The 457-nt window shown below is 43.1% G+C and carries 1 protein-coding gene; it reads left to right on the top strand.

The genetic code is table 11. The annotated features are described in order from the left end of the window. On the top strand, window positions 1–457 hold a 457-nt coding region (locus GFC01_RS18130), incomplete at both ends, for a MurR/RpiR family transcriptional regulator (protein ID WP_152948508.1).

Raw genomic sequence — 457 nt, 5'->3', positions numbered from 1 at the left:
ATTAAGGACACCGCTTCTATTTTAAATGCAGATGCTTTAGAAAAGGCTGTTCAATTACTGCTGCATGCAAACCAAATTCATTTTATCGGTGTTGGTGCATCTGGCATCGTCGCAGCTGATGCCCAGCAGAAATTTCTCAGAATTAACTATGCAGCGACAGCCTTCACTGACATGCACATTGCATCTACGGTCATTGCAAATGCGGGAGAGAATGACATTGTGTTTGGTATCTCCTTTTCAGGAGAAACGTTAGACATCATTCAAGCCCTTCAGCTTGCAAAAGACAACCAAGTGAAAACCATTGCTTTAACACATCCAGGTCATACAAGCGTTTCTGCTTTATGTGATGTTCACCTATCGACGTCCGGTTCCAATGAAGCACCTTTTCGCAGTGCTGCCACTTCCTCTAGAATGGCACAGCTCTACTTAATTGATGTCTTGTTCCTCAGTTTAGCTT

Origin of the sequence: Desulfofundulus thermobenzoicus (genome assembly GCF_009428905.1) — a bacterium.
GTDB classification, from domain to species: domain Bacteria; phylum Bacillota; class Desulfotomaculia; order Desulfotomaculales; family Desulfovirgulaceae; genus Desulfofundulus_A; species Desulfofundulus_A thermobenzoicus.
This window is presented reverse-complemented; position numbering and strand designations above follow the sequence as displayed.